This is a genomic window from Sandarakinorhabdus sp., from assembly GCF_051860625.1.
Taxonomy (GTDB): Bacteria; Pseudomonadota; Alphaproteobacteria; order Sphingomonadales; family Sphingomonadaceae; genus Sandarakinorhabdus.
The window spans coordinates 80,681-103,120 of record NZ_JBHYDQ010000010.1 but is presented as its reverse complement, the minus strand read 5'-3'; the positions used below and the strand labels follow the sequence as shown (position 1 = coordinate 103,120).

The 22,440-nt window shown below is 66.1% G+C and carries 22 protein-coding genes; 5 read left to right on the top strand and 17 right to left on the bottom strand.

The window, feature by feature from the left end; all coding sequences use genetic code 11:
• Positions 1–23: 23 nt before the first annotated feature.
• Positions 24–746 carry a DUF2490 domain-containing protein gene (locus ACTIEZ_RS10875; protein WP_439546699.1) on the bottom strand — a complete coding sequence of 241 codons (723 nt, stop codon included), beginning with the start codon at positions 744–746 and terminating at the stop codon, positions 24–26.
• Positions 747–888: 142 nt separating this feature from the next.
• Positions 889–2,490 carry a lysine--tRNA ligase gene (locus tag ACTIEZ_RS10870; RefSeq protein ID WP_439546698.1) on the bottom strand — a complete coding sequence of 534 codons (1,602 nt, stop codon included), beginning with the start codon at positions 2,488–2,490 and terminating at the stop codon, positions 889–891.
• A gap of 47 nt (positions 2,491–2,537) precedes the next feature.
• Here ACTIEZ_RS10870 and ACTIEZ_RS10865 point away from each other — a divergent pair, with 47 nt between their 5' ends.
• Together ACTIEZ_RS10865 and ACTIEZ_RS10860 are read left to right on the top strand one after the other, a co-directional pair.
• On the top strand, positions 2,538–5,297 hold the full coding sequence (locus ACTIEZ_RS10865; protein WP_439546697.1) for an ATP-dependent DNA helicase: 2,760 nt from the start codon (positions 2,538–2,540) through the stop codon (positions 5,295–5,297).
• Positions 5,294–5,842, top strand: coding sequence for a SixA phosphatase family protein (locus tag ACTIEZ_RS10860; RefSeq protein WP_439546696.1), 549 nt, complete (start codon positions 5,294–5,296; stop codon positions 5,840–5,842). The genes ACTIEZ_RS10865 and ACTIEZ_RS10860 overlap by 4 nt, the downstream gene beginning before the upstream one ends.
• Here the strand turns inward: ACTIEZ_RS10860 and ACTIEZ_RS10855 are convergent.
• From ACTIEZ_RS10855 to ACTIEZ_RS10795, 13 genes are all read right to left on the bottom strand, one after another.
• Positions 5,839–7,221 carry a peptide MFS transporter gene (locus ACTIEZ_RS10855; RefSeq protein WP_439546695.1) on the bottom strand — a complete coding sequence of 461 codons (1,383 nt, stop codon included), beginning with the start codon at positions 7,219–7,221 and terminating at the stop codon, positions 5,839–5,841. The two genes, ACTIEZ_RS10860 and ACTIEZ_RS10855, sit on opposite strands and share 4 nt — an antisense overlap.
• Positions 7,222–7,235: 14 nt before the next feature.
• Positions 7,236–7,487 (bottom strand): hypothetical protein, encoded by a 252-nt coding sequence (locus tag ACTIEZ_RS10850; RefSeq protein ID WP_439546694.1) that lies wholly within the window; start codon positions 7,485–7,487, stop codon positions 7,236–7,238.
• Between the two features lie 7 nt (positions 7,488–7,494).
• The gene (locus ACTIEZ_RS10845; RefSeq protein ID WP_439546693.1) at positions 7,495–8,703 is read right to left on the bottom strand and encodes an FAD-binding domain-containing protein; all 1,209 of its coding nucleotides are present in this window, start codon (positions 8,701–8,703) and stop codon (positions 7,495–7,497) included.
• Between the two features lie 149 nt (positions 8,704–8,852).
• A complete protein-coding gene (locus ACTIEZ_RS10840) occupies positions 8,853–9,215 on the bottom strand; it encodes a HesB/IscA family protein (protein WP_439546692.1) in 363 nt (120 codons plus the stop codon).
• The gene (locus ACTIEZ_RS10835; RefSeq protein WP_439546691.1) at positions 9,215–9,679 is read right to left on the bottom strand and encodes an iron-sulfur cluster assembly protein; all 465 of its coding nucleotides are present in this window, start codon (positions 9,677–9,679) and stop codon (positions 9,215–9,217) included. Before ACTIEZ_RS10835 ends, ACTIEZ_RS10840 begins: the two co-directional genes overlap by 1 nt.
• A 2-nt stretch (positions 9,680–9,681) precedes the next feature.
• Positions 9,682–10,893: a cysteine desulfurase gene (locus ACTIEZ_RS10830; protein WP_439546690.1), complete on the bottom strand. Its 1,212-nt coding sequence runs from the start codon at positions 10,891–10,893 to the stop codon at positions 9,682–9,684.
• Complete coding sequence (locus ACTIEZ_RS10825) at positions 10,890–11,609, bottom strand: SufD family Fe-S cluster assembly protein (protein ID WP_439546689.1); 720 nt, start codon at positions 11,607–11,609, stop codon at positions 10,890–10,892. The genes ACTIEZ_RS10830 and ACTIEZ_RS10825 overlap by 4 nt, the downstream gene beginning before the upstream one ends.
• A complete protein-coding gene (gene sufC, locus ACTIEZ_RS10820; RefSeq protein ID WP_439546688.1) occupies positions 11,606–12,346 on the bottom strand; it encodes a Fe-S cluster assembly ATPase SufC in 741 nt (246 codons plus the stop codon). The genes ACTIEZ_RS10825 and sufC overlap by 4 nt, the downstream gene beginning before the upstream one ends.
• 2 nt (positions 12,347–12,348) lie before the next feature.
• The gene (locus ACTIEZ_RS10815; RefSeq protein ID WP_439546687.1) at positions 12,349–12,738 is read right to left on the bottom strand and encodes a hypothetical protein; all 390 of its coding nucleotides are present in this window, start codon (positions 12,736–12,738) and stop codon (positions 12,349–12,351) included.
• Positions 12,735–13,157, bottom strand: coding sequence for a nuclear transport factor 2 family protein (locus ACTIEZ_RS10810; RefSeq protein WP_439546686.1), 423 nt, complete (start codon positions 13,155–13,157; stop codon positions 12,735–12,737). The genes ACTIEZ_RS10815 and ACTIEZ_RS10810 overlap by 4 nt, the downstream gene beginning before the upstream one ends.
• Complete coding sequence (gene sufB, locus ACTIEZ_RS10805; RefSeq protein WP_439546685.1) at positions 13,154–14,674, bottom strand: Fe-S cluster assembly protein SufB; 1,521 nt, start codon at positions 14,672–14,674, stop codon at positions 13,154–13,156. The genes ACTIEZ_RS10810 and sufB overlap by 4 nt, the downstream gene beginning before the upstream one ends.
• A gap of 21 nt (positions 14,675–14,695) precedes the next feature.
• Complete coding sequence (locus ACTIEZ_RS10800; RefSeq protein WP_439546684.1) at positions 14,696–15,160, bottom strand: SUF system Fe-S cluster assembly regulator; 465 nt, start codon at positions 15,158–15,160, stop codon at positions 14,696–14,698.
• 255 nt (positions 15,161–15,415) lie between these two features.
• A complete protein-coding gene (locus ACTIEZ_RS10795; protein WP_439546683.1) occupies positions 15,416–16,852 on the bottom strand; it encodes a DUF389 domain-containing protein in 1,437 nt (478 codons plus the stop codon).
• Positions 16,853–16,905: 53 nt separating this feature from the next.
• Here ACTIEZ_RS10795 and ACTIEZ_RS10790 point away from each other — a divergent pair, with 53 nt between their 5' ends.
• Both ACTIEZ_RS10790 and rmuC read left to right on the top strand, forming a co-directional pair.
• A complete protein-coding gene (locus ACTIEZ_RS10790) occupies positions 16,906–17,775 on the top strand; it encodes a DMT family transporter (protein ID WP_439546682.1) in 870 nt (289 codons plus the stop codon).
• 58 nt (positions 17,776–17,833) lie between these two features.
• Entirely contained in the window at positions 17,834–19,129 is a 1,296-nt protein-coding gene (gene rmuC / locus ACTIEZ_RS10785; protein WP_439546681.1) for a DNA recombination protein RmuC, read from the top strand.
• Here rmuC and ACTIEZ_RS10780 read toward each other — a convergent pair whose 3' ends face one another.
• On the bottom strand, positions 19,130–20,218 hold the full coding sequence (locus tag ACTIEZ_RS10780) for a DUF3667 domain-containing protein (RefSeq protein WP_439546680.1): 1,089 nt from the start codon (positions 20,216–20,218) through the stop codon (positions 19,130–19,132).
• Positions 20,219–20,347: 129 nt separating this feature from the next.
• Between ACTIEZ_RS10780 and ssb the strand changes: the two genes are divergently transcribed.
• On the top strand, positions 20,348–20,887 hold the full coding sequence (gene ssb / locus ACTIEZ_RS10775) for a single-stranded DNA-binding protein (RefSeq protein ID WP_439546679.1): 540 nt from the start codon (positions 20,348–20,350) through the stop codon (positions 20,885–20,887).
• Between the two features lie 122 nt (positions 20,888–21,009).
• On the opposite strand, the gene ACTIEZ_RS10770 is transcribed toward ssb, so the two are convergent.
• A complete protein-coding gene (locus ACTIEZ_RS10770) occupies positions 21,010–22,416 on the bottom strand; it encodes a CapA family protein (protein WP_439546678.1) in 1,407 nt (468 codons plus the stop codon).
• Positions 22,417–22,440: the final 24 nt, after the last annotated feature.

Genomic DNA, 22,440 nt, shown 5'->3' with positions numbered 1-22,440 from the left:
TCAGCCGCCGCCCGGCATCCGCTTTACAGCGCCGGTTCCGTCGCCGGATCGGGCAGGTGGAGGTCGGCCGGGTCGGGGAGATCATGGCTGGAATGGCCGGCCTTGCCCAGTTTATAGGCCAGTTTGAGGCTGGCGACATGGACAACCCGGTCTGGCCCGATGCGCGCCAGACGTTGGTTGAGATAGGTCGCCTCCACACTGAAGCCATTTCCCAGCGGGGCGTAGAGGCCCACCGAGGTGCGCTGTTGTTCGAAGCCGGGGCGCGTTCGGCCATTGCCGCTGTTCAGGTTGAACATGGTTTCGCTGGCGACCACCGGCCCGATGCTGCCGGGGCCGTGCAGCGGTATGTGCAGGCGAAATTGTGTGCGGGTACGCCAGATGGTGTCGGGCAAGCCAGCGAATCTGCGTTGTTCGAGCCGCGTCTGGGCCTGCAAATCAAGACCCCTGCGCGTGTTGAGCAGATGGCCGCTGATATGCTGATAGAGGCGGGTTTCGCGCAGCGTGTCGTCGGGCCTGACGGTGTTCTGCTGCCAATGCAGGCCCAGCATCAGATCGACATTGTCGTGCAGGCGGATGCCGACGGCCTGGCGCACCAGAAATTGGCCCAGACGGGCCCGATCATCGAGCAGCAGGCGCGGTTGCGCTTCGGTCCAGGTGACCATGCGGCCCTTCACCGGACCGGCAAGCAGCAGCATGTTCCAGCTCTGCACATCCCGGGCGTGCACAGGCGATGTGAGCGCAAGCATGACCAATCCGCTTGCGCAGAGAAACCTGGGTAAAATACGCATATCGCCCCACCTGTCTGACCGTTTCCCGGCTGCCAAGCCGATATTGCAGCGCAACAGGACGAGATGTGGAGGCGGCGCGGCAGAGCGCCGGCTGCGTAGCTCAGCTTGCTATGGAGCGGCTGTCCAGCGCATCGGCGATCAATGCGCGGCTGGCGGCAAGGCCATAAAGCGCGATGAAGCTGCCCATGCGCGGCCCGTTCGCGGTGCCGATCAGGATTTCATAGAGCGATTTGAACCAATCGCGCAGATTTTCGTAACCCGCCGCCTTGCCGGCTTCGTAGACGACCGTCTGATAGGCTTCGGCCTCGGCGTTTTCGCCCACTGCGGCGAGGCGGCTGCTGAGATCATTCAGTGCCGCGGCTTCGGCGGGCGTAGGCGCGCGGCGGTGGAGCGTGGGCACCACGAAATCGCGCGCGTAGGCGGCGGCGTGATGGACCAGGCGATCCAATTGCGGATGCGTGGCCGGTGACGTGCCGGGGGCATAGCGCTGCACGAAACCCCATAGCCGGGCGGGATCATCGGTGGCCGCCACGGATGCCAGGTTCAGCAGCAGGGAAAAGCTCACCGGCAGATCGACGCTGGGCGGCGCGCCTTCGTGGATATGGTGCACCGGGTTGCCGAGCTGCTGTTCCAGCGGCTGTTCGGGGTAGCGACCGAGAAAATCGGCATAATCCTCGATGGCGCGCGGGATCACATCGTAATGCAGGCGCTTGGCCTTGCGTGGGCTCTGGAACATGTAGAGCGCGAGGCTGGTAGGCGGGCCGTAATCCAGCCATTGCTCGATGGTCAGGCCATTGCCCTTGGACTTGGAAATCTTGGCGCCTTCGCCATCGAGGAACAGCTCGTAATTGAAGCCGGCCGGCGGGGTGCCGCCGAGCGCGCGAACGATCTTGCCGGACAGGGTTACGCTGTCGATCAGATCCTTGCCGGCCATTTCATAATCGACGCCGAGCGCCAGCCAGCGCATCGCCCAATCGACCTTCCACTGCAGCTTGCACGCCCCGCCGGTGACCGGGACGGTGACGCTGTCGGTGGTGCCGGGGCGGATATAGGTGACGGTGCCGGCTTCGGTATCGCGCGCCACGATCGGCACCTGCAGCACATGGCCCGAAACAGGATCGATGGGCAGGAACGGCGAGTAAGTGGCGCGGCGTTCGGGGCCGAGCGTCGGCAGGATGATGGCCATCACATCATCATAATGCGCCAAAATCCGCAGCAGCGTCGCATCGAACATGCCGCTGGCGTAGCAATCGGTGGAGGACAGGAATTCATAATCGAAGCCGAAGCCATCGAGAAACGCGCGCAGCCTTGCATTGTTGTGCGCGCCGAAACTGGCGTGGGTGCCGAACGGGTCGGGCACCTGCGTCAGCGGCTTGTTCAGCGCGGCGCGCAGCATTTCGGGGTTGGGGATGCCGTCCGGCACCTTGCGCAGGCCGTCCATATCATCGGAAAAGGCGATCAGGCGGGTCTTCACGCCCGGCGCCATCGCCTCGAACGCGCGGCGCACCATGGTGGTGCGCACCACTTCGCCAAAGGTACCGATGTGCGGCAGGCCCGATGGGCCGTAACCGGTTTCGAAGATGATGCTGCGACCCGCCGGCACGCCATCGGGATAGCGCGCGAGCAGCTTGCGGGCTTCTTCGTAGGGCCAGGCCTTGTTTGCGAGCGCTGCGGCCTGCATGGTTTCAACTGAGATGGTCATGGCTTTTTCTTCGCTGGTGTCTGGCGCCCATCTGGCGGGAGCGGCCGATGGTTGCAACTGAATTGGCCATTCCGGCGCTTGTCGCCAGCCATGCGGGCGTGTGGATTGCCGCGCCCGACGGCCGGGTGCGCGGGGTGGGGCGCGGCGAGGCGATTTCGCGCGCCGGGGACAGTCCGCATCTGCTGCTGAATGCGCCGGTGACCGCCAGCCGGCTGGGGCTGGGGGAATTGTCGGGCCTCGATCTGCTGGAGTTGTTCGCGTTTCTGTGTCCGGCGCGGTTTTGCGTGCCGACGCCGCGCGGGCTGGCGGCGGCGCTGGGCCTGGCGGAGCCGGATGGCGATGCCGATGCCGCCTTCCTGCAACGCGCCGCCGAGGCACTGCTGGCGCTGCCTGAGCGCAAGGATTGGCCGGAACGGCACGGGGCCTGGACGATCCTGCAAAGCCTGGCGCGGCAACGATGGGCCTGGGCGCCGCATCTGCTGCGGGTGATCCCCAAGCCGGACAAGCCCGAGCGCCACGTGTTCCAAGCGCTGCCGCAGTGGGAGGAGGCGCCGCCGCGCCCCGCGCCGCGGGTGATCACGATGCCCGCCGATGACGTGGCGGCGCGGCTGGCGCGGCTGGTGGGGGTTGGCGCGGAACAGCGGGATGGTCAGCGCGCCTATGCTGCCGCCGTGAGCACCGCCTTTGCGCCGAGAGAACGTGGCGATGGCCCCCACATGGTGCTGGCCGAAGCTGGCACCGGCATCGGCAAGACGCTGGGCTATCTGGCGCCGGCCAGCCTGTGGGCGGAAGCGGCCGGCGGTGCGGTGTGGGTGGCGACCTACACCAAGGCGCTGCAGCGCCAACTGGATGCCGAAACCGCCCGCGTGTGGCCCGATGCTGCGACACGCCGCGCCAAGGTGGTGGTGCGCAAGGGGCGGGAAAATTATCTGTGCCTGCTCAACCTGGAGGACGCCGTGCAGGGCGGTTTCGGCGGGCGCGCGGCGGTGTTCGCGCGGCTGGCGGAGCGTTGGGCCGAATATACCCGCGATGGCGACATGGTCGGCGGCGATCTGCCCGGCTGGCTGCCGCCTTTGTTCGGTCGGATGAGCTTTGCCGGGCTGACCGACCGGCGCGGCGAGTGCATCTATGCGGCCTGCCCCCACTATCGCACCTGCTTCATCGAGCGGGCGGCGCGTGCGAGCGCCCAGGCCGATCTGGTGATTGCCAATCACGCGCTGGTGATGATCAACGCCGCGCGCGGCCGGGCGGAAGGCGCCGGGCTGTCGCGCATCGTGTTCGATGAAGGCCATCACCTGTTTGATGCCGCCGATGCGACCTTTGCGGTGGCGTTGACGGGGCGCGAGGCGGTGGAGCTGAAGAACTGGCTGCTCGGCCCCGAACGCGCGGCGGGCCGGGGCCGGCGGCGCGGCCTGTCGGCGCGGCTGGCCGATGCGATCAGTTACGACGATGAAGCCGCGCGTGCCGTGGAGCGCATCACCGAAGCGGCGCGCACCCTGCCCAGCGAGGCCTGGCTGCAGCGGGTGGCGGCCGATGCCGGCGAAGGCCCATTGGAAGCCCTGTTTGCCGCCGTGCGCGCGCAGGTGCTGGCCCGCGCGCCGCCCGAAGATGCCGACAGCGGCTATGGCCTGGAAACCCAGGTCGCCGAAGTGCTGCCGCAGTTGGTGGAGGCCGCCGGCGCGGCCAGCGCTGCGTTGGGGCGCATGGCGCAGCCGATGGCGCAGCTTGAAGCGCGGCTGGCGCTGCTGCTCGATGATCCGCCCGATTGGCTGGATGGCCAGGGCCGCGCGCGGGTGGAGGGCGCGCGCGCGGGCCTGGTACTGCGCGGCGCCTTGCTGGGCGCGTGGCAGCAATTGCTCGGGCGGCTGGGTGGCCCGGCCGATGCCGATTTCATCGATTGGCTGGAACTGGCGCGCGCCGAAGGGCGCTTGCTGGATGTGGGGGTGCAGCGGCGCTGGCTCGATCCGATGCGGCCGTTTGCGGCGGCCGTGTTGCAGCCGGCGCATGGCGTGGTGGTGACCTCCGCCACGCTGCGCGCGCGGCCCGATGCCCTTGCCGACGATTGGCGCGATGCCGATGCCCGCACCGGCGCGGCGCAATTGCCGGTGCCGGCCAGGCATTTCGCCGCCACCAGCCCGTTCGATTATGCCGCTCAGGCCCGGGTGCTGATCGTGACGGATGTGAAGCCGCGCGATGTCGCCGCGCTCGCCCACGCCTATCGCGCGCTGATCGAGGCGGCGGGCGGCGGCACGTTGGGGCTGTTCACCGCGATTGCCCGGTTGCGCGCCGTGCATGCCCGGCTCGCCGATCCGCTGGCGCGCGCTGGCCTGCCGCTCTATGCCCAGCATGTCGATCCGATCGACACCGGCACGCTGGTGGATATTTTCCGCGCCGAACCGGGGGCGTCGCTGCTCGGCACCGATGCGCTGCGCGATGGCGTGGATGTGCCGGGCACCTCGTTGCGGCAGGTGATCATGGAAGGCGTGCCCTGGCCGCGCCGCACCGTGTTGCATGCGGCACGGCGGCTGGCCGGTGGGGGCAACATGTTCGATGATCGGGTGACGATGGACCGGCTGGCGCAGGCCTTTGGCCGCCTGATCCGCCGCGCCGATGATCGTGGCCATTTCGTGCTATTGGGGCCGGCGGTGCCATCGCGTTTGCTGGGGGCGTTTCCGGCGGGTGTGCCGATCGATCGGGTGACGCTCGATCAGGCGGTGGCGGCGGTTAAGGCGGGGATCATGGTGTCTGGCCAAGAGTCGGGTGATATGCCAATCCAGACAGGCTCAACTTCGCCGGGTGCCCCTTGAAAACGCTCACGCTGCTGCGCCACGCCAAATCGGGTTACGACGATCCCCTGCTGCGCGATTTCGATCGCCCGCTGAACGATCGCGGCCGCCGCGCCGCGATGAAGGTCGGCCAATGGCTGAACGCGGCGATCAAACGCGGCGAGATGCCGGATTATCGCCTGGTGTTTGCGTCACCAGCGGTGCGGGTGCGCCAGACCATCGAAGGGCTGGAAGCCGGCATGAGCCGCCCGCTGGCGCCGGTGTACGAACAGCGCATCTATCTGTCGTCGTCCGCCACGCTGATCGAATTATGCGCCGGTTTTTCCGACGAATTTGCCGATGCGATGCTGGTCGGCCACAACCCGGGGCTGGAGGATCTGCTGCTGGAACTGGTGCCGCCGGGCGGGGCGTTGCGGGCCGAAGCCGAGCTGAAATACCCCACCGCCACGCTGGCGCGACTGGATATCGCCATCGATCGCTGGGCGCAGATCGACGGCGGCCGGGCGGAACTGGCCAAGTTCGTGCGCCCGCGCGATCTGGACCCGAGCCTGGGGCCAGACGACTAAAGCCGCAGCACCCGCCCCAATCGCCCGCGCACCGCCCACATCACCGCGGCGCCGGTCAGCGGGAAGGCCGCGTGCATCAGCCAGAAACTCGGCCCTTCCATCGTCTCGTAAAACCGCCCCAGCCAGCCCGACATGGTGCTGCCGATGAACACCGCGAACTGTACGGCGCCCAGCATCAGCCCCGTCACCGCCACCGGCGCGCTGCGCGAGAACAGCGCGTTCATGGTCGGCACCAGATAAAGCCAGCCGATATTGAGCATCAGGTGAAAACCGACCACCCACAGGAACGGTGTCTTGCCCGGCCCGCTGCCCAGCGCCAGCCAAAGGAAAGCCACCCCCATCAACGCCATGCCGATGCCGATCTTGCCGAGTTCCTTGGGCTCCCGCCCGCGCCGCGCCTGCCAGCGCCACAGCGCCAATACCGGCGGCACCGCCAGAATCGGCGCCAGGCTGTCGATGGCCTGCAGCCAGGTAACCGGCACCTGCAGGCCCAGCACCATGCGATCGAGATGATCGCGCCCCCACAGGGAATAGACATTCCACACCTGCGATTGCGCCAGCCAGAACAGGCTGGTGAGCAGCATCACGCCAATCAGCGCAGCGATGGTCTTGCCATCTCCCGCTTGCAGCCGCGCGCTGCGCCGGGCTTCGGGCGCAGTGTCGGGCGGCATCAGGCCGTTGCCGACCAGCAGTGTGAGCGCGGCCAGCGCCATGCAGGCCGCGCAGGTGATGAAGCCCCATTGCCAATCGACCAGTTCGCCCAATGCCCCCATTACCAGCGGGCCGAGGAAGGCGCCGGTGTTCAACCCGGCCGCCAGGATCGAGAAGGCCGCATTGCGGCGGCCATCGTTGCGGGCATAAAGATGCCCGGTCTGCGCCGTCAGGTTGCAACGCAGCGCACCGGCGCCCAGGGCCGACACCAGCAGGCCGGGCAGAAACAGCGTTGGCGAAATCACCATCACCAGGCCGGCGGTGGTGAGGAAGGCGCCCAAAATCGCCGTCAGCCGCGGGCCCCAGTGCCGATCCCCCAGCCAGCCGCCGATCAGCGGCGTGAGGAAGAACAGCCCCAGATACAGCCCCATCGTCTGGGTGGCGAGCGCCTGCAGGCTCATCGGCCCGAACAGGCCTTCCACCGCAGCGCGCCAGGCCGCAAAACCGCCCACCGTTGCCAGTTCGGCCGGCGTGAACAGGAAATCCGCCATATAGAGGATCACCAGCGCCTTCATGCCATAGATGCCGGCCGCCTGCAGCCCTTCGGCCAGCGTGACAATGGCGAGGCCAGCCGGATGACCGGCGAAGTCCCGCGTGATCTTGATGTCCCCCATGGCGGCACCGTGGCGGCTGGCCGTGCTTTGGGCAAGCAGGCGCTTGCGCCGCATGGGGTATTCAGCCCTCAGTCGTCGCGCCGCCGATCGCGCTCAGCGCGCTTGCGTTCCTTCTCCGCCTTCTTCGCTGCACGCTTGTCAGCTTCGTCCTGTTTGCGTGCGGCGCGGCCGCGCTTGATATCGGCTTCTTCCTGGCTTTCGGTGGCGGTGTCGTAAACGACTTCGCCAAGCTTGATCGGCGCGGTGACGATGGTTTTCGCCACGCTGAGACAACCGCCCAGCAAAAGCGGGAGGGGGAGAAGCAGGAGTGCGCGGCGCATCGGTAACTTATGCCATTGCCCCCGGCTGCAGCGCCAGCAGTTTCGGGATGGCGGCCTTGAACGGGAAAAATCCCTTGCGGGCATGGGGCCAGGCGACATCATCCCAGGCGCGGCGCAGGCGCACCAGCCGCACGCCATCGGCAGCGAGCACCGGCGCCAGCGCATCGAGCCGATCCTTGACCGGGCCGATCGGCGCATCGGCGGTGATGATCTGGTTCAGCCGGTGGCGGGCGGCCCATTCGCGCATCGCCTCGGTGCCCAAGGCGTCGACCCGCTCGGGATCGAGGCCGAATTTGGTGGCGGCCCGGTCGAGGCCGTCGGCGAGCATGGTCATGGCGACACGATGCTTCAGCGGCGCCGGCGTGCCGCCGATGTCCGGCGTGGCAGCAAGGGCAACCAGCTTTGGCAGCGCCAGTTGCTCGATGCTGGTATCCTCGGTGGTGACGAACAGCCCGGTGCGTGCAGTCGCATCGGCATGCATGGCCGGCGCCACCGGGATCGGCGGCGGCACATCGTCGGCCGGCCAGGGCGGGGCTTCGCGAGCCAGCGGCGCATCGACCCTGAACCGCCCGCCGGACAGATCGCGGATCAGATCGGCGCGGGCGAGATAGGTCTTGCCCGGCGTCTGCAGGCCCACCACCCAGCGCCAGCCAAGCGTGTTGCTGGCCGGGCAGGCATCGAGCAGATGCTTGTAAAAGAAGGCCGCACCCAACTGCCAGGGCAAGCGCAAGGTGAAGCACCAGATGCTGGCAAAGCTCATCCGCACATGATTGTGCAGCCAGCCGCTTTCCGTGAGTTCGCCCACCCAGGCGTCGAAACAATCGATGCCGGTAGCGCCGGCGAGCGCCTGTTCATAACGGCGCTGCCATTTGCCATCCTCGGCCAGCATCGCCTCCATACGCACCACATCGGCCTGCCAGCGCGTGAAGATTGCGGGGCGCTGCTGCAACCAGCCGACCCAATAGGTGCGCCAGCAGATTTCCTGCACGAATTTTTCCGCGCCGCCAAAGCCGTGCGCGGCGATGGCAGCGGCGGCGACGTCATGCTCGCTGATCAGCCGGCGGCGGATGGCCGGGGAGAGCAGCGAGGTGGTGGCGCGGCCATCGGGGCCGGAGTCGTGGTTGCGGCGGGACGCATAGGCGCGGCCCGAGAGGGGGATGAATTCGGTGAGACGCGCCTGCGCTTCGGCGCGGGTGAGGGGGAAGCGGGTGTCCATGGCCGCGGGGATAGCGGGTCAGCCCATGACTGGCAGTGGTGCTCTTGTCGCGGGGCCCACCCCCAGCCCCTCCCGCAAGCGGGAGGGGAGTCGTTCAGCGCCTGCCCCTTCTGCTCCCCTCCCGCTTGCGGGAGCGGCTGGGGGTGGGCTTAAACCGTGAAGCTTTCCCCGCAGCCACACGCGCCCTTGGCATTGGGATTGTTGAACACGAACCCGGCGGAAAAATCATCCTCGCGCCAGTCCATGGTGCTGCCGATCAGATACATCAGGCTGCCGCCATCGATGAACAGCGTGCCGCCGGGCGTGTCGATGCGCTCGTCACCGGGTTTGGCGGCGGTGATATAGGCCAGATCATAGGCGAGGCCGGAACAGCCGCGGCGCGGGGTAGAGAGGCGCACGCCAATGGCGTCAGCGGGGGCCGCCGACAATATGGTGGCGATGCGATCCGAAGCGCCTTCGGTCACGACCACCGGGGCGGGACGCGGGCGGCGCAAGGTTGTGGTCTGTTCCATCACAGCATTCCCATTTCAAGCCGGGCTTCGTCGCTCATCTTGCTTGGGTCCCAGGCCGGGTCCCACACCAGGTTGACGTCGCAGCTCTGGATGCCGGGCACGGCGCAGACGCGGATTTCGACTTCGCCGGGCATGGATTCGGCCACCGGGCAGTGCGGGGTGGTCAGCGTCATCGTCACCACAGCGTGGCCGTTATCGACCTCGACGTTATAGATCAGGCCGAGATCATAGATGTTCACCGGAATTTCCGGATCGTGGATCTGGCGCAGTGCAAGCACGACTTCGGCGACGATATCATCAGCCTCGGCTGGTTCTGGCTTGGGGTTCAGGAAGCCTTCCAGATAATCTGGTTGACGCGGGGCCTGCTGCTGCGCCTGCGCCTCGGCCACCGCGCGCAGCGGCGGCGCCTTGGGCACCGGGGCGGCTTCGGTCACTTCTTCCACGGCAAAGCTGCGTTCGGTCATGATCAGATCCCAAAGATGCGGGTGACGCGGGTGAGGCCGGCAACCAGCCGCTCGACATCGTCGGCGGTATTGTACAGGCCGAAACTGGCACGGGCGGTGGCCGGCACGCCCAGCAACTGCATCAGCGGCTGGGCGCAATGATGGCCGGCGCGGATGGCGACGCCGGCTTCATCCAATATGGTGCCGATGTCGTGCGGATGCACCCCCGCCATCGTGAAGCTGAGGATTCCGGCACTGTCTTCCGGGCCAAGCAGGTTCAAGCTGTTCAGGCTGGAAAGGGCAGAGCGGGCCTGCCTGACCAGTGCGGTTTCGTGGGCATGGATGCGGTCGATGCCGATGGATTCCACATAATCGATGGCAGCAGCGAGGCCGATGACACCTTCGATGTGGGGCGTGCCGGCTTCGAAACGGCCCGGGGGCGGGGCGTAACTGGTGGCCTCGAAGCTGACGGTTTCGATCATGGCGCCGCCGCCTTGCCAGGGCGGCATGGAGTCCAGAATTTCGGCCCGCGCCCACAGCACACCAATGCCGGTCGGGCCATAAAGCTTATGGCCGGACAACACGTAGAAATCGCAATCGAGCGCTGCCATGTCGAGCGCGAGCCGCGGCGCCGCCTGGCAGCCATCGACCAGCACCAGCGCGCCCATCGCATGGGCCGCATCGGATATGCGGCGCACATCGGCAACGCCGCCGAGCACGTTGGAAACATGCGCGATGCTGACCAGCTTTGTATCGGCGCGGATCATGGCGATCAGTGCATCTTCATCGATGCGGCCATCGGCCGTGAGCGGCGCGATATCGAGGATGATGCCAGTGCGGTCGCGCAGCAAGTGCCAGGGCACGATATTGCTGTGATGTTCCAAGGCGCTGATCAGGATGCGATCGCCGGCTTTCAGCCGCTGGCCCCAGCTTTGCGCGACCAGATTGATGCCTTCGGTGGCGCCGCGCACGAACACCACTTCGTCTGTCGCCGCGCCGATGAAGCGGGCGACGGTGGCGCGGGCCTCTTCATAACGCAGGGTCATGGTGGCGGAGCGTTCATACACGCCGCGATGCACGGTGGCATATTCGGGGCCATAGCAGCGCGCGATGGCATCGATCACGGCTTGCGGTTTCTGGGCGGTGGCGGCGGTGTCGAGATAGGCCCAATCGCCGGCCATGCCGGGGAAATCGCCCTTCAGATCGAGCAGCGGGGAAGCGGTGAGGATGTTCATGCCAGCAACGCCGTAATTTCCGCATCCAGCGCTTCGGTGGTGGCCTCATCCAGGCCTTCGAGCGCATCGGACAGGAAAGCCCGTGTCAGCAGCGCCCGCGCCTGCGCCGGCGGCACGCCGCGGCTGGTCAGGTAAAACAGCGCATTCCTGTCAATCTCGCCAACGGTGGCGCCGTGCGCGCATTTCACATCGTCGGCAAAGATTTCCAGTTCCGGCTTGGCGTTGGCGGTCGCACCGCGATTGAGCAGCAGCGCCTTGAACGACTGGCTGGCATCGGTCTTCTGGCCAGTGCGCGCCACGGCGACCTGGCCCAGATAGGATGTGGTGGCAGTGTCGCCCGCCACCGCACGCACGATCTGGCGGCTGGTGGCGGCCACGCCGATATGGCGCACCGTGGTCACCAGTTCGATCTTCTGCGCGCCGCTGCCGATCAGCACGGCACCCAACTGGAAATCGGCGCCATCGTGCAGCGTCACATCCAGCGCGATGCGGCCATAGCTGCGCCCGGCATCGAGGATGGTCAGCCGCCAGGCGCCGCCGGCACCGATGGTGATGGCGAGATGGCGGATGCCCTCATCGGTCGCCCGGATGATGTCGGCACGGGATTCGCCGGCCGGCACCACGATGGCTTCCACCGCCACCGGCCAATGGCGGGCAACGGCGGCGTGGTCACTGTAACGCCAGGCTTCGTCTTTCCGAGTGGGAAGCACGCTCATGCCGCAATCGCGGAATAGCCTTCCGCCTCCAGCCTGTGTGCCAGCTCGGCGCCGCCCGAATGCACGATGCGACCGTCCATCAACACATGGATATGATCGGGCACGACATAATCGAGCAGGCGCTGATAATGGGTGATCAGCAAGGTCGCGCGGTCCGGCCCGCGCATGGCGTTGATGCCATCCGACACCACGCGCAGCGCATCGATATCGAGACCCGAATCCGTTTCATCCAGCACCGCGAACCACGGCTGCAGGATATGCATCTGCACCATTTCGTTGCGCTTCTTCTCGCCGCCGGAAAAACCCTGGTTCACCGCGCGCTTCATCATCTCGAAGGGCAGGCCCAATTTCTCGGCCGCCGCCTTGGCGAGTTTCATGAACTCGGCGCCCGATGCCTCCGGCTCGCCGCGCAACGTGCGCTGCGCGTTCAGCGCCGTGCGCAGGAACAGCAGGTTGGAGACGCCGGGGATTTCCACCGGATATTGCAGGCCCAGAAACAGGCCAGCGGCGGCGCGCTCGTGCGGGGCCTTGGCCAGCAGATCCTCACCACGGAAGGTCACGCTGCCGCCGGTGACTTCATAACCGTCGCGGCCCGAGAGTACGTAGGACAGGGTGGACTTGCCCGAGCCGTTCGGCCCCATGATGGCGTGCACACTGCCGGCCTCGACGGTAAGCGACAGGCCTTTCAATATCTGCTTGCCGTCGATTTCGGCGCTGAGATTGTCGATAACGAGCATGTTCAACGATCCATATTCTGGCGTTTGACGATGGTGACGACGGCCTGCTCGCGCAGGTCCTTCTCGATCACCCCGACGCTGGCTTCAGCGACGGCTTCGGACTGGTTGGCGGCGCGGGTCGGGTGGCCGCTCCGATCGAAGGCGGCCACCTTGTCCCTCAGCGCATTGCGCATCGGTTTGCAGGCCTTCACTGCTTCAATGGCGATATTGCCGGCCGGCTCGCTCAGATCCTCGACCGCAGCCAACTGCTTGTCGATGCAGGCACTGTAATCCTTGGTCATCTGATCCAGCTCGGCGCGCAGCTCCTGCCCTCGGGGATTGACGCGCGGCGGTGCAGCATCGCAGGCAGCGACGCCAAGCAGGACAAGCAATGGCAGCAGCCGGCCCATCATGCCCGGCTTCCCAGCGGCGTACCGCGCGCGGCCCATGCCGCCATTTCGCCATCGCTGATCGCGGCAAACTTCAGGAGCGCATCGCCCGACGCGCGCAGCAGATAGGCGGTATCAAAGCGCACGATCTGCACATCGTCGGCAGTGGCCATTGCATAATCGATCCGGGCCAGCACCACCGTATCGGAAAGCGCCTGAACCGACGTCACCTGCGCCGTGGTCTTGGCCACGGCCTGGCGGTTGTAAAAGCCGAACATCGCCATGAGGTTGCGCCGGAACGTGGCCGCATCGAAATTGAACGATCCGGCCGGGCCGCTGACCAGCGCCGGAAATGCCCAGGATGCGGTCAGGGCATCGGCATCCTGACGCGCGAACGCATCGGCATAGGCATCGAAGACCGCCTGAACCGCCGCCAAGTTCACCCGACGCTGCCTTCCAGGCTGAGCCCGAGCAGTTTCTGCGCCTCCACGGCGAATTCCATCGGCAATTGCTGCAGCACTTCGCGGCAGAAGCCGTTGACGATCAGGCCGACAGCGCTTTCCGTATCCAGCCCGCGCGACTGGGCATAGAAAAGCTGATCATCGCTGATCTTGGACGTGGTCGCTTCATGTTCGATGGTGGCGCTGGGGTTGCGCACTTCGATATAGGGAACGGTGTGGGCGCCGCAGTTGCCGCCCAGCAGCAGCGAATCGCACTGGGTGTGATTGCGCGCGCCTTCCGCCGTCGCCGCCACCCGCACCAGCCCGCGATAGGTGCCGTTGCTGCGCCCCGCCGTGATGCCCTTTGAGACAATCGTGGAGCGCGTGCCCTTGCCGAGATGGATCATCTTGGTGCCGGTATCGGCCTGCTGGCAATTGTTGGTGACGGCGACCGAATAGAATTCGCCGACCGAGTTTTCCCCGCTCAGCACGCACGACGGATATTTCCAGGTGATGGCGCTGCCGGTTTCGACCTGCGTCCAGCTCACCTTGCTGTTCTTGCCCAGGCAGTTGGCGCGCTTGGTCACGAAATTATAGATGCCGCCCTTGCCGTCGGCGTCACCCGGATACCAGTTCTGCACGGTGCTGTACTTGATCTCGGCATCATCCAGCGCGACCAGTTCGACGACCGCGGCGTGCAACTGATTCTCGTCGCGCATCGGGGCTGTACAGCCTTCCAGATAGGACACATAGCTGCCCTTGTCGGCAATGATCAGCGTGCGTTCGAACTGGCCGGTGTTGGCAGCATTGATGCGGAAATAGGTGGAAAGCTCCATCGGGCAGCGCACGCCGGGCGGGATGTAGACGAAGGTGCCATCGGAGAAGACCGCGCTGTTCAGGCAGGCAAAATAATTGTCCGCCACCGGCACCACGCTGCCCAGCCACTTCTTCACCAGATCCGGATATTCCTTCACCGCCTCGGAAATCGACAGGAAGATGACTCCGGCCTTCAGCAGTTCGGCGCGGAAGGTGGTGGCGACCGACACGCTGTCGAACACCGCATCCACCGCGATGCGGCGGGCGCCCTCCACCCCGGCGAGCATCTTCTGCTCCTCGATCGGGATGCCAAGCTTTTCATACGCCCGGCGGATTTCGGGATCGAGTTCATCCAGCGACGCCAGCGTCGGCTTGGCCTTGGGCGCGGCGTAATAATAAGCGTCCTGATAATCGATCGGCGCGACGTTCAGCTTGGCCCATTCCGGGCTTTCCATTGTCTGCCAGCGCGCAAACGCCTTCAGCCGCCAATCGAGCAGCCATTCAGGCTCGCCCTTTTTCGCGGAGATATAGCGCACCGTGTCTTCATTCAGCCCCTTGGGCGCCATTTCGGATTCGACATCCGAGGTGAAGCCCCATTTGTACGCCGCCAGATCCTCGACGGCGGCGCGCGCCGCAGCATCCTGCACGGGTGCTGGTTCATCGATGACAGACAGCAGGCTGTCGGCAATATGGTCTTCAGACATGGTCAAAACACTCTTCGCTGATCAATCGGCCAGCATGGTTTGTGTTGCAGGACTGGTGGCTGGCACCGGTACGGCGGCCGCTGCGGGCTGCACCAGTTGGGCCAATGTCACAGCGGCAAGCGCGCCGCGCACGGCCTGGTTGATCGGCGGCCAATGGCCACGGATGGCGCAATGGCCTTCCATCACGCAATCGTGCACATGGTTGCCGGCGCAACTGGTCAGCGCGATCGGGCCATCGACGACTTCAACGATTTCGGCGACGCTGATCTCGGCGGGCGCGCGCGCCAGCATGAAGCCGCCGGCCACCCCGCGCGAGGCGCTCAACAAACCGCCGCGCGCCAGCGTGCCCATCAATTTCGCCACGGTCGGTGCCGGGATGCTGGTCAATTCCGCCACCCGCGCGGCCGAAAATTTCACCTCCGGCTCACGCGCCGCTGCCGCCATCACCACGACGGCATAATCGGCAAGATTGGTGAGTCGGATCACGTGAGCAGGGTGCCTCAAGCAAAGTGGACAATTCTGGTCGTCTTATGCGGCGTGGGGCCGATACTGTCAATGTTTGGCCGCCCCCCGGCGCCGGCCCAAAAGGGCGCACCGGCCAAAAAAAGGCCCGGACAGCAAGTGCTGTCCGGGCCGAGAGTGCGAACGACCGGCCAAGCCTGCCGTTCACGGGTCGCAGCATTCGATAGACGCCCAGCGCCGCGCCATATTGTAGATTTCGGACAGTCCGCAGATTTTGGTTCAGGTCGTCGGCGCGGCACCGGCTGTTTCGGGCAGCGGTTGCGGCGCCGGCACGGCCCAGCGCACCGCCACCGGCCCGCGCCCGATATTGGCCTCCACCTGCACCCCGCGCGCCGTCAATGTTTCTGCAAGATCGCCGCCCGCCCCGCTGACCACCACCGCCAGATCGAGGCGATTGGCGGCCCACACGATGGCATCCGGATCATCCACGGCCGGCGCCACCGGCGGCGGCACCAGCAGCACCCGCCAATCCGGTGCGGTGGCCGCGATGCGCCGTTCCAGCGCGCGATAACTGGCCAATCCGGCGCCCGGCAGGGGTGCCGCAACAACGCGCACCAGCCGGGCCTGGCGATCGAGCAGCACCGATTCCACCGGCACGCCGGCAACCAGTGCCAGCCGCTCGGCGAGCTGCATCCCGGGCCGCACCACCGGAGTGCGCACTTCGGGCACCGGTGCCTCGTTGCCGGTCAACGGCACTTGCTCCAGTTCCAGCACGACCTTCTGCCCCAGGGCGCCGGCCAGCCGTTCTTCCAGCGTGGCTTCCAGGCCGGGGCGGGGCTTGGCCGTGAACACCAGGGCGTTGACGACAATCGGGTCGCCGCGAAAGGCGATATCGACATCGCCCAGCCGATCGGGGCGCGGGAAGGCCTGTGCCAGCGCTTCGCGCACCCGCCGCTGCGCCAGGCTTTCCCAGGCAATGTCGCGCAGCGCCAGCCCGAGCGGGATGGCCAGCGCCACCAGCGTGACCATGATCAACGTGCCCTGCACCGCGCCCTGCCGCGGCGACAGCGTGGCACCAAAGCCATAGAGCCGCGCCATGGCCGCCACCGCCAGCGCAATCGCCATCAGGTTGGTGAAGAACAGGAAGGCTGCCCCGCCCGCCACTTCGGCATTCCAGGTGGCGATGCCGAAACCCACGGTGGCCAGCGGCGGCATCACCGCGGTGGCAATGGCCACGCCGACGATGGCGCCCTGCTTGCTGCGCATCGTGGCATAGGTGCCGGCCAGCCCCGACAGCAGCGCCACCACCAGATCGAACAGATTGGGATGGGTGCGCGCGGCCAGTTCCGGCGTCACCGTCTGCAGCGGTGACAGCCACGACAGGATCACCGAAAAGCCCACCGCCACAGCGATGCCCAGCGCCAGCGAGATCAAAGCGCGCCGCATGTCGGCCAGATCGAACACGGCCAGGCCAAAGCCCAGCCCAACGATCGGCCCCATCAGCGGTGACAGCAGCATCGCGCCGATCACCACCGCCGGTGACGACAGCAGCAATCCCAGCATGGCGATGCCGGCGGAAATCACCGTCATGAACAGATAACGCCCGCTCCAGATTGCATCATCTTCGACGCCTTGCAGGATGGCGGCATGATCGAGGCCGGCGCGCAACTGGTCGATCCAGTGGCGGGGGGACAGGGCTTGCGCTTCGGTCGTCATGGCGCACGCCTAACCCGCTTGCGCAGCGCGGGAAAGCGCCTAAGCGAGCCGGCGTGTCCGTTCAACTTGCTCCCGATACAGAAGGCCGCTGGGCGTTCCCGGCGATGATCACCGGGTCGGCGTGTCTGGCGTTCGGGCCGTTGCTGGTGCGATTGGCCGATGTCGGGCCGATGGCCTCGGCCTTCTGGCGGATGGCGCTGGCGGCGCCGTTGCTGCTGCTGCTGGCGCGGGTGGTCGGCGGCCAGGCCAGTACACGCTTGCCGGGCGCACGCATCTTGTGGCTGGCTGGCCTGGCGTTTGCGGCCGATCTGGCGATGTGGCACCTCGGCATCCTGCGCACCACGCTGGCCAATTCGACACTGCTCGCCAATGCCGCGACCTTCCTGCTGCCGCTTTATGGCCTGGTGGCGTTGGGCCAGCGGCTGGGCCGGCTGCAAGTGCTGGCGCTGGGCGTGGCAGCAGCCGGCATGGCGCTGTTGCTGGGGCGCAGTGCCGAACTGTCGCCGCAGCATCTGGCTGGCGATCTGCTGTGCCTGGCGGCGGCGGTGTTCTACACGGTCTATCTGGTGGCCATCGAAAAGGTGCGCGGCGCGGTGGACGCGCTGCCGGCGCTGGCGCTGGCGACCTTCGCCGGCGCGCTCTGTCTGGCGCCCATCGCCGTGACCGGCAGCTTCTGGCCACAGGACTGGACGCCGATCCTGGGCCTGGCCATCGGCAGCCAGGTGATCGGCCAGGGCCTGATCGTCTATGCAGTGCGGCATCTCTCGCCGCTGGTGATCGGCCTGTCATTGCTGGTGCAGCCGGCGATCAGCGCGGCGGTGGGTGCAATCCGCTTTGGCGAAATACTCGGGCCGTGGGAATTGTCCGGCGCCGCGCTGGTGGTGGCGGCCTTGCTGATCGCGCGGCTGCCGCAACGGGGTTGAGCTTGCGGCAGGCCGCGGCTATGTTCCCTTATCGTTCCATGTGATCTGGGGGTGTGCCGTGACTGAGGCCGTGATGATTCTTGCTGCCTTGGTGCTGGGCTTTGGCGCGGCGTGGCTGCTGGCCAGCCGGCCGGTGGCTGCGCTGAAGGTGGAGCGCGACGCGGCCCGCCAGGAAGCCGATGAGCGCCGCACCAGGCTTGCCGAGACCGCGGTGGAGATCAAGGCGCTGCAAACCCAGATTGCCGAACGCGAACAATCCCATGCCCGCCAGTTGGACGAGATGAACACCCGTTTCGAGGCGCTGGCGGCGCGCGTGCTGGAACAGGCGCAGGGCCAGTTCCTCACCCGCGCCGAACAGCGCTTTGCCGAAGCCGACGCCAAGAGCCAGGCCAGCCTGAAAGCGGTGCTGGCGCCGGTCGCCGAAACGCTGGTGAAATATGAAAGCCGGCTGGGCGAGGTCGAAAAGGCGCGCAACGAAAATTATGGCGCATTGTCGAAGGCGCTGGAACAGGTGGTGAGCGGGCAGACGCGGGTGTCTGACGAAGCCGCGCGGCTGGTGACGGCGCTGCGCAGCAGCGGCAAGGCAGCGGGCAGTTGGGGCGAACAGCAATTGGCCAACACGCTGGAAATGGCGGGTCTGCGGGCCGGCATTGATTTCACGCTGCAAACCCACATCGGCACGGACAGCGGCGGCAAGCGCCCGGATGCGATCATCAACCTGCCCGGTGATCGCCAGCTCATCATCGATTCCAAATGCTCATTGAACGATTATCTTTCCGGCCTGGAAGCGGGCAGCGATCTGGAACGCATGGCTGCGATGAAGCGCCATGCGGCCGCCGTGCGCGCCCACGCCCGCGGGCTTTCCGAAAAGGCCTATTGGAACGAATTCGGCAAGGCGGCCGATTTCGTCATCATGTTCATCCCCGGCGAGAATTTCCTGTCGGCGGCGCTGGAACATGATCTGGCGCTGCTCGGCTGGGCCTTCGAACAGCGCATCCTGCTGGCCGGGCCGATCAACCTGCTGGCCATTGCCAAGACGGTGGCGCTGAACTGGCGGCAGGAAAAATTGGCCGAGGAAGCCCGCGAGATCGGCAAGCTGGGCGCCGACATCTACAGCGCGATCGCGGTGATGGCCGAACATCTGGTGAAGATGCGCCGCAATCTGGGCGAAACGGTCGGCAACTATAATGATTTCGTCGGCTCGCTGGAGCGCAACGTGCTGCCCAAGGCGCGGCGCTTTGCGGAGATGGGGGTCGATCCCGGCAAGAAGGCGGTGCCCACCCTGGCCAGCGTCGATGCCCCGGTGCGGGCCGAACAGGCCACGGAATTGCTGCTGCCACCCGCGGCCGACTGATCAGTCCACCACCCCCAGGATGATCAGGATCACCAGATAGGCCGAAAGGGTGAGCATGGCGGCGACCGACAGATAGGCGGTGCGCCAGGCCGCGCCCCACCAGCCGATGGCATAGGCGCCGCGCAACTGGAACAGCATGTGCACCGCCGGCGCCAGCAGCAACAGGCCCCAGAAGCTGCCACTGGTGATCCCGACGGTCAGCGCCAGGCTGCCGACCACGAACAACAGGCTGATGAAGCTGATCGAATAAAGCGCAAAAATCGCATGATCATACATGCCGATGCCGCGCCGCCAGAAAAACGCCAGCCACAGCCACGGCAGCGACAAGGGCACCAGCAGGAAGCTGAGTTTATAGGCCTTGGTCTGCAACTTATACAGCAGCAGCTTGGGATTCTTCAGCGCCTCCTTCGCCCTCACATTCAGGCCGGGAAAACCATCGACAACGGTGACATTGTCCCAATTGGTCACCCCGGCAAAGCCCTCACCGATGTCGGTCATCACATCGCGGGCCGTCACGCCCGGCGTCCCGGACCGCTTCGTCGCCGCCACAACCCCGGCCCGAAACACCTGCAATTTTCGGACCTCATCCGCATTGCCAGCGGCCTCTGCCCTGGCGATATCGGCATCGATGTCGGCCAGTGCCTTGCGTGTTGCCGCCACCCGTTCTGCCGGGGTGGCATCGCCGCCAATCTCGATGGCATCGGCTGGCAATTTCACGAACGACAGCACGAAGAACATCGTGAACACCACCAGCAGGAACAATGGCACCGGCGCGATATAGCGGGCGCGATGGCCTTCGATGTAGCTGCGGGTCAGCTTGCCGGGGCGGAACAACAGCATCGGCAGCGTGGTCCAGGCCTTGCCGTCGAAATGGGTGATGCCGTGCAGGAATTCGTGGAACACGTCGCCAACGGTACGGTGCAGATGCGCGCGCTGCCCGCATTGGGCGCAAAACGCGCCGCTCAAGGTCGCGCCGCAATTCGCGCAATTGGCCGGGTGGGCACCATGGCCGGCTGTTGGTTGATCAAGCGCCTGCGCGGCGAGGCCCGCGGTGGCAAGCGCACCGGCTGCTTCGATCGTGTCGGCCATGATGACTCCCACCTTTCGCTACAGGGTTCAGACTGACTTGATATGCACAGCTTATGCAAGGGGGGAAGCGGCCACCACATTGCCTCGCTGCCGCCGCAGCGCTAGGCTTGGGCACAAGACAAGGAGACGATGATGGCCGGTGTGAACAAGGTGATTTTGGTGGGCCGGTTGGGCAAGGACCCGGAATCCAAGACGTTTGCCAATGGCGGTACCGTGGTGAACTTCACCATGGCGACATCGGAAACCTGGCGCGACAAGATGAGCGGCGAGCGCAAGGAAAAAACCGAATGGCACAACATCGTCATTCGCAACGAGAATATCGGCAAGGTCGCCACGCAATATCTGCGCAAGGGCAGCGAGGTCTATATCGAAGGCACGCTGACCAGCCGCAAATGGCAGGATCAGAACGGCCAGGATCGCTACATCACCGAAATCGTGGTCGGCCCGTTCAAGGGCGAGCTGACGCTGATCGGCGGCCGTGATGGCGGCAGCAGTGGCGGTATGGCGGGCGGCAGCCGGGGCAGCGATGATTTCGGCGGTGGTGGCTATGGCGGCGGCGCGCCGGGTCCAGGTGCTTCGGGCGGCAGCTTCGGCGGCGGTGCCCCGGCAGGCGGCGGCAAGCGGCCGGGCGCGTTCGACGATGATCTGGACGACGACGTGCCGTTCTGACCAGCGACATGCCGCCGGATGGAACGTTCCTGCCGGCGATCATCACAGTGGCAAGGCACGGCTGCCAACACGCGCAGCAGTGCCGCTATCTTCCCGACCAGTCCAACTGGCGGCGTGGCCTGTTACGATGTGGGCAGGCGGATGATGCCGATGCCGTTCTCGATGGTAATCCGGGTGCCGAACGGGGCGGAAAGCCGCTGCATGCGCTCCAGGATGCGCTTGCCGACCACTGCATCCGCGCTGGTCGGCACACCCTTGGCGGCGCCTTGCACCGATACGCCCAGATCGATGGGGTAGAGGCGGATCTCGCTGACCTTGCCGCCCACGAAGCGGCTGACGGCGATCACCGATTCATACAGATTGGGATCGGAAAACGAACGCGCGCCGCGGGACTGCAGCAATTCCGGTGCCGTCGTGGCGGCCGGATCGATGCCGAATTGTTCATACATGTCGGCCGGCAGATCATCGAGCGAGTTGTTCATCATCGCAAAATTGCCGAGTGAATAGAAAATCGGCTTGCCCTTGTAGATTTCAATGCCGCGCAACTGGTGCGGGCCATGGCCGATATAGACATCGGCCCCGGCGTCGATCAACTTGTGAGCGAAATCCACCGCGAACGGTGCCGGCACCTGGCTGCCGTTGCCCGGTTCATGGTTGTGCAGCGAAAAGGCCACGAAATTGCCGTTCTGATGTGCCTGGCGCACGCTGCGCAGATTGGCATTCACATCGCCGGTGTTGGCGACATATTTCAATGCCATCGGCGTCTTGGGCTCATTCACGGCCTCATAGACCATGCCGCCAAACCGCACGGGCGCGCCATCCTTGGTGCCGGCCAGTCGGGCCAGCACCGCCAGATCGGCAGCCGATACTTCGCCCACCCGCTCGGTGCGCAGCGTGTTCAGGCCCGGCCGCCCCGGCACCGTGCCCAGCGGATCGGATGCGCGCGACATCGGCGTGAAGCTGGAACTGGCAGCAACCAGCGCAATGCGGCCGGCCGGCGCATCGAAATAGCGCGGCGCGCGGGCCACCGACAGGTTGCGGCCGGAACCGGCCGACACCAGGCCACCGGCCTTCAGATGCTCCAGTGTTTCCGCAAGCCCTTCGACGCCCCAATCGGTCGTGTGATTATTGGCATGGCTGACGATATCGAAACCCATCTTGGCCAGATCGCCGACCGTGGCCGGATCACCCAGCATCCAGGTGCCACCGGATTCGGCCGCAGGCGCTGCCTTGGTCGAATCCAGATGCAGCACGGTGGTTTCGAAATTGCCGAAGGTCACGTCTGCCTCGCGCAGCACCTTCAGCATCCCCGGCGCCGTCTTTTCCAGGGTGGCCAGCATCGGCCGCAGATAGATGACATCGCCGACCGCCGCCAATGTGAAGCCATCGGCCACCGGTTTGGTGGGCACCGGCGCCAGCGCCGGCTGGGCCATCGCGACCCCGCCAACACCCGGCATGATGGCACAGAGCAGCGTCCCTGCCAGCAGCTTCAGACTTGCGCGCTTCAGCGCCGATCGACGATTGGCCATTATGCCTCCCCCTTACTGCTGTTG